A 9,916-nucleotide genomic window follows, 5' to 3' on the forward strand; every position below is an offset into this window, starting at 1 on the left:
ACTTATCAGAAAAGGCTGGAAGAGAATTTTCTTCCAACCTTTTTATTGTCTGTTATTCTTTCTCAGCTGCGCCTACAGTAGGCGCTCCGCTAACAGGAACGGGTATACCGAAAAAGTCCCTTCCACCGTTATTGTTGATGAAAACCCCTGCCCCGAAAGCCGGAGAGCCGGCGGATAACTTATACCCGCTAACGGTTTGCATGCCGCTGCCGCCGGTACCAGGGCCTGCCAGCAACGGATTGCCTGTCAGGGCATTGCTGTCGCTTGCGGCCTTCAGCCCGGGATAATACAGGTTGTGGTTATATAGGATGTTGGCCTGATCGTCGAATTGCAGTTGCGGCGCGTAAAAGATATTGTTCCGGAACTCCAGTCCGGGGTGAATACCTGTGCCACCGCCGCGGTCCATCACACCAATCATAGTGTCGTTATAAATTGTATTGTTATAGAAATAGATGGGGACCACCTTTCCATTAGGATGCCCGTGTAGTTCAAATACCCGGTGATCAAAACCATTACCATCATTCTGACTGATATTATACCGGACAAGGCCATAGGTGAAATCTGGTCCGGGATCGCCCATATGCAGGAAGAATCCACCTGCATTGTCATGGGAATAATTGTACTGGATGATGGTATAACCCGGACTGCTCAAATCAATATCGAAGGCTTCCGAGTCCATGGAGGCATAGGGGACGGGGTTGGTCAGCCGCGTATAGGCCACCTCGTTATACTGGATGAGCATATTTTTGCCCCGGCCCCATAGGCCTGCCAGTACAATATTCATGTTTACCCCCAGCGTATAGGCACCTGCGTTAAGTACCCGGTTGTGTTCTATCAGCACATTTTTGGCGGTATACACGATGATGCCCTCCAGCGCGGTGTTGTCGATCATGTTTTTGCGGATGGTAACGTGGTTATTGTAGAAAGTGGTGTCTTTGTTGGTGCCGTCGCCCATCATAATGCCCCTGGAGGAGCAGCGCTCCAGGTGGTTGTTTTCAATCAGCAGGCTGTCGAAATAGGCCTGCGTGGCATTGGAGCGGACAAAAATGCCCGCCTGCATATGCCGGTTGGTAATGGGCATACCTTCTACGTCGTGTATATCGTTGTTTTTGATGCTGATGCCCGGATAGGCGCCATTGGTCGCCAGCGCCACATAAATACCGCAGAGGGCCATATCCGGTGGACGCACTGCCCGCGGGTGACTGATATCGAAGTTTTCAAACGTCAGGTATCTGGCATCCTGGATCAGTACAGCGGAGAGCGTGCTGTTGTTGCCCGTAATCCGGGGCTTGTCCCCGGAGCCATAGGCGCCGAAAGTAATATTAGCACCTGCGGCGCCTGAACTTTTAATGACCAGCGTGCCGGTCCAGGAACCGCCTCTTTTGAATAGCACGGAATCGCCCGGCTGAAAGGTGACCGTGTTTACCTTCGCCAGCGTTTTCCAGGCGGTAGCCGGCGACCGGCCATTACTGGTATCGGAGCCGTTGTCATCGATGTAATAGCGGTTGGTGGTGACGACGTCGTCGCCGGGATGGGGACCGGGGCCGTCAACAGGCCATGGCTTGTAACAGGAACTTAATAACCCGGTTTGCAGCACAATAGCGCCCAACAGACAAGGTAACCGCCGTAATGCGGATGTTTTCGTGTTTTTCATATGTGGAATACTTAAGTGGAAATGATAAAAAGAAGCCGGCTCAAATCTAAGGGGTGGTCATCGTGTCATGCAAAAAGAAACGCGGAAAAAGTGGAGATAAAGTTGGGATAAAATACAAACAAGTTTCTTAAAGAATTAAAAGTCAATATGTTAAAATGTCATGTATTAATAAGGTTGCTCTCATCATATCCTGGTATCAAAAAATTCAAAAACAGGAAAAGTTAAAATTTTTACTTGTTAAGCTCCTTCATAAGAGCGCTTTTAGCCGAACAGTGATAGATTTTATATCTTTATCTATATACCAATATCGTGTCATGGAAAGTATTACCAGTAAGGTAACCATAAAAGAGGTGGTAGCGGAAGCCCTGCAAGCGTTACAGCAAAATGGACAGGCGGCTTTTATCACCCTGTTGCATGATACCCTGCTGATGAAGAAGGTAAAGTTCCCCTTGCTGGAGTATGCCGCTAAGGAAATAGCCGCTGCTATCCCCACTTCCGAACAGATTGCCATCACTGATCGTATTATCGGCTTAGGGGAAATAGGCAGCCAGGTGCTGGCCGGTATGATCCTGCAACTACGTTTGACGCAGGATTTTGAAGGGGCGATCGGTAAAGCCGGGGAGTATATACAGTTCGGTGATCAATGGTATGTATGTGATATCATTGGGGAGCGGGTGGTGGGCTATGCCTTGCTCACGCATCCGGAGCAGACCATCCCGTTGTTGCAACGGTTAGCCCTGCACGAAAATAAATGGATGGTAAGGACCGTTGGAGTGGCTGCGCATTACGCGGTTAAAAAAGGACTGAAGCCGGTTTTTGCAGAGCCGGTATTTCGGCTGTTATTGTCATTGTCCACCACTACTGATTTTCATACCCGGAAAGGGATCGGGTGGGGCGCTAAAACACTAGCCAGGTTTCATCCGCAGCTGGTAGCCCGTTATAACGCTGAGATTGCGTCTGCTGCCACCAGGCAATGGTTCCGGACAAAAATCAATATAGGTCTTCAATACAGCCGTAAAAAATGACACGCAGCATCGTTGTAACATCTGTACTCAACAAAACAAAACGCCGGGACCCCTGGTTCCTGGATGACTATACGGTGAACCCGTATAGCGGCTGTTCTTTTAACTGCCTGTACTGTTATATCAGGGGGAGTAAATACGGCATCAATATGGAAGAGAAGCTGAGTGTTAAAAGCAATGCGGTGGAATTGCTGGAGCGGCAATTATCGGCGAGGGCCCGGAAAAAGGAATACGGTATCATTGTGCTTTCTTCCGCTACAGATCCGTATCTGCAAATAGAAAAAACACAACGGCTCACGCGGCGCCTGCTGGAAGTGATCCTGCGGTACCGGTTCCCGGTGCATATCATTACCAAATCAAACCTGGTGAGCCGCGATTTCGATTTGTTACAGGAGATTAACCAGGCGGCCATATTGCCGGATGATCTGCGGGATAAACTGGCCCATAAGGCTTTCCTCACTTTTTCTTTTTCGACAACGACTGATTCCATTGCACATATTTTTGAACCTGGCGCCACACCACCCTCACAGCGCCTGGAGACATTACGGCTGGCGGTAAAAAGTGGTCTTCACAGCGGCGTTAGTCTCATGCCACTGCTGCCTTTCATCACGGACACCGGTGCACACCTGGATGTAATGTTCAGCACTTTTAAGGCCGCCGGCGCGGCGTATATATTCCCCGCCACGCTCACCTTATTCGGCGCTGCCCCGGCCGACAGCAAAACATTGGTGTTAAACGCAGTGGCCAAACACTATCCTGATTTACTGGAAAAATATCATCGTTTTTTTGTAACAGGATCGCAGATGCCGTTGTATTACCGGCAAGCGTTTACGCGGAAAATGGAAGAGCTATGCCGGTATTATCAGCTGCCTGACAGCCTGGCATAAAAGAGGCTGCCCGGTCATACTAAGCAGCCTTTGTTGTATGTTCAGGAAGTTTATTGCTGCTGTCCTGCTTTGATAAGATCGGCCGGGGTGATAGGATTACTCAGCAGATACCCGAAAGCGTCCCATCGTTTCTCCGGTTGGCTGGCCGGCGTTTTAGCATCAATATAATGTTTGATCAGATCCTGTCCGTAGTTGTAGTTGATCACATAGCTGCGGTTGGTCCGAATAAACTGTAACCCTTTGGCAACGGCCTCCTGGTTGAGCAGGGTATAGTTCCGCAGCCATGCTGCGGCAGTGGAGTCAGACATGGTACCGTTCAGCATACCCCTGGCAACTTCATTCCGGGCGTAGTTGAGCTGACCTTTAATATCCAGTGCCTTGAAATAGGTACTGATACCAGTGGTGTCAACGCCGGCCAGCGGGAGTAATACTGTACGGGTATAGGTAGTTTTTTCTTCTCCGGGAAACGCCAGTTCAATGCCATAGTTGGCGCTGCCTTCTGCAATCAGCGACTGTGGACTGAAAAGGGGGTACAGGGAGATCTCCACCCATCCTTTGTCGTGATACAGATTTTTTTCCAGCAGCATATTGTATACGTGATGCCCGGGATATCCTTCGTGACAGCTCAGGTCAATGGCTTTCTCTATAAAGATCTTAAGATCGGCACTTACCTGGATGAGGCTTTGATAGTTGCCTTTGTACCAGTTGTAACCCATCCACGGTTTACCGCTCACATACTCCAGGGTAAAACGTTCGTTAGCCGGGAGGGGATAGTGCTGTAAGGTCCTTTTACGCGCCTCTGCTATAGCTGTTTTAAAAACGGTGTCCAGTTTTGCCGGCGGGATAATAAAACGATTGGCCAGTTGCTGGAAACGCTCCGCTACCGCACCTTTGCCAGGCAACAGGCTATCCAGTTTTCCTGCTAATGCGCGGTAGTGTGCTTCCGGATATACCGGGGCTACGGCGCCAAACAGTTCCTTCGACTCTTCATCGAATGTTTGATATTCACCTGAGAATATTTTAATACGCCGGCTGAAAGCTGTGAGCTGCTGTGTAATCCAGTTGGCCCGCATACGGATGGTATCGTTGGTGCTGCTGTCTGATAGTTGCTGTAGGGATTTTTTCAAGCCATCCACCACAACCAGGAAACTGTCTTTGGGAAAAGAATCCCTTTTGGAAGCCGGTTTCAGCGAGTCCGGCCCGTAGTAGGCGTCCACAAAGGCGCCGTCATACTGACCGATGTCCAGTCCGAGGCGTACGTATTGTGCTGCAAGATGATTCAGCCGTTGGCGGTCATTGTTTTTCTCCGGACCATTATGGCAGGAAAATAGCCACAGCAGCGGTAGGAGGTACAAGGTTTTTTTCATGTACAAATACATATTTATTGAGCGATCAGGTCTTCAATTTCGGAGGCTGTTCTGGCGAAGGGGCGTCCCAGCAGACGGCTGCCTTCAGCGGTGATGAGGAAATTGTCTTCCAGCCGCACGCCGCCGAAGTCGTCATAGGCGGACAGTTTATCGTAACAGATAAACTCCGTGTGTTTGCCTGCTGCTTTCCAGGCGGCGGTCAGCAAAGGATTGAAGTAGATACCCGGTTCTACTGTGAGTACGAAACCGGCTTCCAGCTCGCGTCCCAGGCGGAGCGATTTTAAACCGAAGGCAGTGCTTTTTTTTAGTTCATCGGTGTAGCCAACATATTCTTCTCCCAAACCTTCCATATCGTGAATATCCAGTCCGAGCATATGTCCGAGGCCACAAGGAAAGAAGAGGGCATGAGCGCCGGCGGCTACGGCTTCCCGGGCATTACCTTTCATGAGGCCAAGAGAAATCAGGCCTCCTGCAATTTGTTCACAGGCCAGCAGGTGCACGTCTTTAAACCGGATACCGGGGCGGATGGCATCTGCGGCGGCTTTGTAGGCCTGGTACACGATATCGTAAATTTCCCGCTGTGCGGTGCTGAACTTCTTATTGACCGGATGGGTGCGGGTAAGGTCGCCGGCGTAGCGCATAGCATTTTCAGCGCCGCAGTCGCAGAGTACCAGTTGCCCGTCCCGGAAAGCGGCCGGATGCGGATGATTATGCAGAAACTGCCCGTTAGCGGTAAGGATAACGGGAAAGGATATATTACCACCGGCAGCAATGGCTACGGCTTGCAGGCGGCCGGCTATCTCCGTTTCAGTAATGCCTGCTTTTGCCAGTTCCATGGCTTTCAGCTGCATGTCAATCGTTGTGTTAACGGCTGCTTCTATCTGCACCATTTCTTCAGCCGATTTAACAGCCCGCTGGCGGATTACGGCTTTTATCAATGGAACGGATACGCGCTTTGTTACTTCCGCTGCCGGAATGTCCAGCCAGGCAGAGAGTTTCAGGATATGCTCCGGCCGGTAAGGCGGCAGAAAATGAAGGGGGCGTTGTTGCCGCACGGCCTGAGCCAGGAAGCTGTCCAGCTGCGACAAAGGCCTTATGTCGGCAATGCCCGCCCGGGCGGCATGCGAAGCCAGCGAATCTACGGGGCCGGTCCACATGATCTCCTCTACAGTGGCTTCATTGCCAAACAGGATCTCCTGGTTATTGTCAATATCCAGCACAAAGGTCAGCCCCGGCCGGTCGATGCCCGCGAAATACAGGAAGCTGCTGTCCTGCCGGAAGGGATAGATATTATCCCGGTAATTCATGCCACTGTCGTCGTTGCCAGGCAGCAAAACAAGGCCACTGCCCATGTCTGATTGTAATCTGTTTCTTCTGCTGATATAAGTCTCCTTTGAAAACATACGATATTGATTGAAGGATTAGCCAATTATCTGCCTAAAAATAAACAACAAACGCAGATCATCATCATTCCTGTTAAAATGAGGATAGAGGTGGTTAATAACCGGGTATCGGTCTATCGTTTTTTTTAAAATTGGTCTATAACGATCAGCCGGCATTCCGGTACTTTTGTACTGCTTTAATTATCCGTTATGTACGTACCACATCAGTTCCGGTTTAAAGATAACGCCGAAATGGTTGCCTTCATGAAAAAGTATAGCTTTGCAACCATCGTAACGGTAAAAGATAATATCCCCGTAGCTACCCAGCTGCCTTTTTCGATTGATGATAGTAACGGGAAATTGTTGCTAACGGCACATTTCGCTGCCGCCAACGAACAGGCGAAGTATATAGAGGGAAATACCTCGTTAGTCATCTTCAATGAGCCACACGCCTATATATCCCCGGTGCATTATGATAAAAAAGAGAGCGTGCCTACCTGGAACTATATAGCCATACATGCCTATGGCAAAGCCAGGATTGTTACCGATGAACAGGCGGTGACCAACGTGCTGGAACAAACGATCCTGTTCTATGATGCGGCTTACATGGAACAGTGGAACAGCCTGCCGGACAAGTTTAAAAAAGGTATGATAAGGGGGATTGTTGCCTTTGAAATAGCGGTGACAGACCTGCAGGGGCAGAAGAAATTATCGCAGAATAAAACGGCCGTAGAAAAGCAACGCATCATAGCACACCTGGAGAAAAGCGAAAACAGCGTGGAAACGGCTATTGCAGATTACATCAGGGAGTTATAATCATCCGGGAGTGTCCGCCCGCTTCATCACCTCCCTTTGTAAAATATTATATTTTATCATACATTTATCTTACTGGCAGGCACCAGCTTCATGAATTATTTAACAAACGGGTCTTTTCTTTTTTAATCTTCTATTTCTTTTCTGAGTTTAAACATAGTTGTCGGGTATATTGTCAAATGAGTAGCTAAGATGATAAAATGCATGAATCATTTGGTGAAAACAAACAAATGCAAGGCAGTTGGTAAAAGTATCTTTTTGATTCTTTCCTGTGTTACTATTCCCCGGGTGGCCTATTGTCAGGATAGCACCTCCGCGTTATCGCTGCAGCAATGTATCGGTTATGCATTGCAACATCAGCCCGCGCTGCAGCAATCCATGATCCGGACAGACATTACCAGGGCTTCCAATGCCATCAGCCAGTCAGGATGGTACCCCCAGGTTGGACTGACCGCCAACCTGAACCATTACCTGAAACGTCCTACGGCACTTTCCAATATCAACGGCGTAGAAACCCCCATTCAAACCAGCGTGGTGAATACCTCCACTCCAGGTATCGGCGTTACCCAGAATATTTTTAACCCCAGTCTCCTATATGCGACGCGGTTAGCGCCGCTGAACCTTAAAGCAGCGCAACAGGGAGTGGACAGTACCAAAATTGAACTGGTAGCCAATGTGAGCAAATCGTTTTACAGCCTGCTGCTGACGCTGCAACAGATCGAAGTGCTGAGGGAAGACACCGCCCGCCTGGGCGAAAGTATGCGTACGGCCTATCATCAGTATGTTGGCGGTATTGTGGATGAAACGGATTATGAACAGGCACAGATCACGCTCAATACTTCCATGGGCCAGCTCACGCAGGCCGTTGAAAACGTACAGCCCCAATATGCGATCCTGAAACAACTGATGGGGTATCCACAACAACAGCAGTTCAATGTGGTGTATGACAGCACGGAGATGCTGAGAAATATTGAAGCCGATCTCACCACACCGCTACTATACGAAAAAAGGATAGAGCTGAAACAACTGACCGTTCAAAAACAAATGCAGCATGAGTTGACGCGCTACTATCAAACCACCGCCATTTTTCCTTCTTTGTCTGCCTTTTTTAACTACAACGCTGCTTTTCAGAATAACCAGTTTGGTAAACTGTATGACGTGGCGTATCCTAATTCCATCGTCGGGCTCACGCTGAGCCTGCCGTTGTTTACCGGTTTTAACCGTACCCACAACGTGCGGCGGTCCAGACTCCAGGAGCAGTTGCTGGACTGGGGCGAAACCGGTCTCCGGTCCAATATCTATTCTGAATACGCAACCGCACTGGCCGCCTACAAAAGCAATGTATACAATATGCGACAGATGAAAGACAATGTGGCCCTCGCTAAACGTGTATACTTTGTAGTGGACCTGCAATACAAACAGGGCATTATTCCTTATCTGAATGTCATCACGGCGGAAGCTAACCTGAGAACGTCTGAATTAACATACCTGAATGCTCTATTCCAGACACTTTCCAGCAAAATCGATTGGCAAAAGGCCATGGGAGACATTACGTATTAGTATTATTTCTGCATAAAAGTAAAATAGGCTCTATGCATAGCGTAACCAGATACGTTATTATACTTTTGGGAGGCATCCTCTTTTTCTCCTGCCGGCAGAAACCACCTGCTGCTAATCCGCCGGTGCCGGTCAACCTGTTTACGGTAAAAAGCGAGATGGTCCGCTATTATGATACCTATCCTTCCACCGCCCAGGCATTGAGCCAGGTAAACATCGTTCCCTCCGTGGTGCAGGGATATGTGACCGGTATCTTCGCAGCAGACGGCGCCCAGGTACGCAAAGGCCAGCTGCTGTACGAGATAGACAAAAGGATCTACCAGGCTGCCTACGATCAGGCGCTCGCCAACCTGAAAGTGGCCCAGTCTAACCAGTTGCAGCAACAACAGGATGCGGACCGCTACGTGTACCTCAACAAATACAACGCCGTGGCCAAACAACTCTACGACCACGCTATGATCGCGCTGGAAACAGCGAAAAGCCAGACTAAGGTAGCGCAGGAAGCAGTGAAGTCAGCCCAGACAAACCTGAACTTCGCCAGTGTGTACGCCCCTTTCGATGGTACCATCGGTATCAGCGCCGTCAGATTGGGCAATGTAGTGGTAGGGGGACAAACCATCATGAATACCATTTCCACCAACGACCCGATGGCAGTGGATTTCCTGGTGAACGAAAAACAGCTGCTGGCTTTTGAACGGTTTAAGACAGATAGTTCCGCGATGCCGGACTCTCTCTTTACCCTGCAGCTCCCGGATAATACCGGGTATCCTTACCCGGGGAAGATTTCCGTGATAGACCGTGCGGTAGATCCGCAGACCGGCACCATTCGTATGCGACTGGTATTCCCGAATCATCAGCACCTGCTGAAAGTGGGCATGAGCTGCGTGGTACGGGTACGCAACCAGGAAAAAGGACCGCAGATGGTGGTGCCGAATAAAGCCGTCGTAGAACAGATGGGCGAGTACTTCCTGTTTGTGGCGAAGGATACCGTGGTGGCCTCGAAAAACAAGCCAGGAAAAGAGGAAGTGTCAAGGCTACACGCTTATCAGAAAAAGATACAGATCGGACAAACCATCGGCGCCGACGTGATTGTATTATCCGGTGTGACCGATGGAGATCGTGTAGTGGTGGACGGTATACAGTCCATCCATGATGGCTCCGCCATTACCCTCGCGGCTAAAAAGCCTCACACCGGGGCAGATTCCGGCAAAACGAATAAATGATTCCAGCATCG

8 protein-coding genes are annotated in these 9,916 nt (G+C 49.6%); 5 read left to right on the top strand and 3 right to left on the bottom strand.

Annotated elements, in window-relative coordinates; genetic code table 11:
• Positions 1-52: 52 nt before the first annotated feature.
• Positions 53-1,654 carry a right-handed parallel beta-helix repeat-containing protein gene (locus ICL07_RS21830; protein WP_188090170.1) on the bottom strand — a complete coding sequence of 534 codons (1,602 nt, stop codon included), beginning with the start codon at positions 1,652-1,654 and terminating at the stop codon, positions 53-55.
• A gap of 314 nt (positions 1,655-1,968) precedes the next feature.
• Here ICL07_RS21830 and ICL07_RS21835 point away from each other — a divergent pair, with 314 nt between their 5' ends.
• A complete protein-coding gene (locus tag ICL07_RS21835) occupies positions 1,969-2,679 on the top strand; it encodes a DNA alkylation repair protein (RefSeq protein ID WP_188090171.1) in 711 nt (236 codons plus the stop codon).
• Positions 2,676-3,563, top strand: a complete 888-nt coding sequence (locus ICL07_RS21840; protein ID WP_188090172.1) for an SPL family radical SAM protein — start codon at positions 2,676-2,678, stop codon at positions 3,561-3,563. Before ICL07_RS21835 ends, ICL07_RS21840 begins: the two co-directional genes overlap by 4 nt.
• 50 nt (positions 3,564-3,613) lie before the next feature.
• Here ICL07_RS21840 and ICL07_RS21845 read toward each other — a convergent pair whose 3' ends face one another.
• Positions 3,614-4,930 carry a hypothetical protein gene (locus ICL07_RS21845; RefSeq protein WP_188090173.1) on the bottom strand — a complete coding sequence of 439 codons (1,317 nt, stop codon included), beginning with the start codon at positions 4,928-4,930 and terminating at the stop codon, positions 3,614-3,616.
• A 14-nt stretch (positions 4,931-4,944) separates the two neighbouring features.
• A complete protein-coding gene (locus ICL07_RS21850; RefSeq protein WP_188090174.1) occupies positions 4,945-6,333 on the bottom strand; it encodes an aminopeptidase P family protein in 1,389 nt (462 codons plus the stop codon).
• Positions 6,334-6,522: 189 nt separating this feature from the next.
• Between ICL07_RS21850 and ICL07_RS21855 the strand changes: the two genes are divergently transcribed.
• The 3 genes from ICL07_RS21855 (at position 6,523) to ICL07_RS21865 (ending at position 9,905) form a co-directional block, all read left to right on the top strand.
• Positions 6,523-7,128: an FMN-binding negative transcriptional regulator gene (locus ICL07_RS21855; RefSeq protein ID WP_188090175.1), complete on the top strand. Its 606-nt coding sequence runs from the start codon at positions 6,523-6,525 to the stop codon at positions 7,126-7,128.
• Positions 7,129-7,383: 255 nt separating this feature from the next.
• Positions 7,384-8,685 carry a TolC family protein gene (locus tag ICL07_RS21860; RefSeq protein ID WP_188090176.1) on the top strand — a complete coding sequence of 434 codons (1,302 nt, stop codon included), beginning with the start codon at positions 7,384-7,386 and terminating at the stop codon, positions 8,683-8,685.
• A gap of 32 nt (positions 8,686-8,717) precedes the next feature.
• Entirely contained in the window at positions 8,718-9,905 is a 1,188-nt protein-coding gene (locus tag ICL07_RS21865; protein ID WP_188090177.1) for an efflux RND transporter periplasmic adaptor subunit, read from the top strand.
• The last annotated feature ends 11 nt before the right edge of the window (positions 9,906-9,916 follow it).

This window comes from Chitinophaga qingshengii, from assembly GCF_014529935.1.
GTDB classification, from domain to species: domain Bacteria; phylum Bacteroidota; class Bacteroidia; order Chitinophagales; family Chitinophagaceae; genus Chitinophaga; species Chitinophaga qingshengii.

Excerpts from the sequence above, each read along its gene's own strand:
- ICL07_RS21830 (WP_188090170.1), bottom strand. The coding sequence starts at position 1,654 with ATGAAAAACACGAAAACATCCGCATTACGGCGGTTACCTTGTCTGTTG.
- ICL07_RS21835 (WP_188090171.1), top strand. The coding sequence starts at position 1,969 with ATGGAAAGTATTACCAGTAAGGTAACCATAAAAGAGGTGGTAGCGGAA.
- ICL07_RS21840 (WP_188090172.1), top strand. The coding sequence starts at position 2,676 with ATGACACGCAGCATCGTTGTAACATCTGTACTCAACAAAACAAAACGC.
- ICL07_RS21845 (WP_188090173.1), bottom strand. The coding sequence starts at position 4,930 with ATGAAAAAAACCTTGTACCTCCTACCGCTGCTGTGGCTATTTTCCTGC.
- ICL07_RS21850 (WP_188090174.1), bottom strand. The coding sequence starts at position 6,333 with ATGTTTTCAAAGGAGACTTATATCAGCAGAAGAAACAGATTACAATCA.
- ICL07_RS21855 (WP_188090175.1), top strand. The coding sequence starts at position 6,523 with ATGTACGTACCACATCAGTTCCGGTTTAAAGATAACGCCGAAATGGTT.
- ICL07_RS21865 (WP_188090177.1), top strand. The coding sequence starts at position 8,718 with ATGCATAGCGTAACCAGATACGTTATTATACTTTTGGGAGGCATCCTC.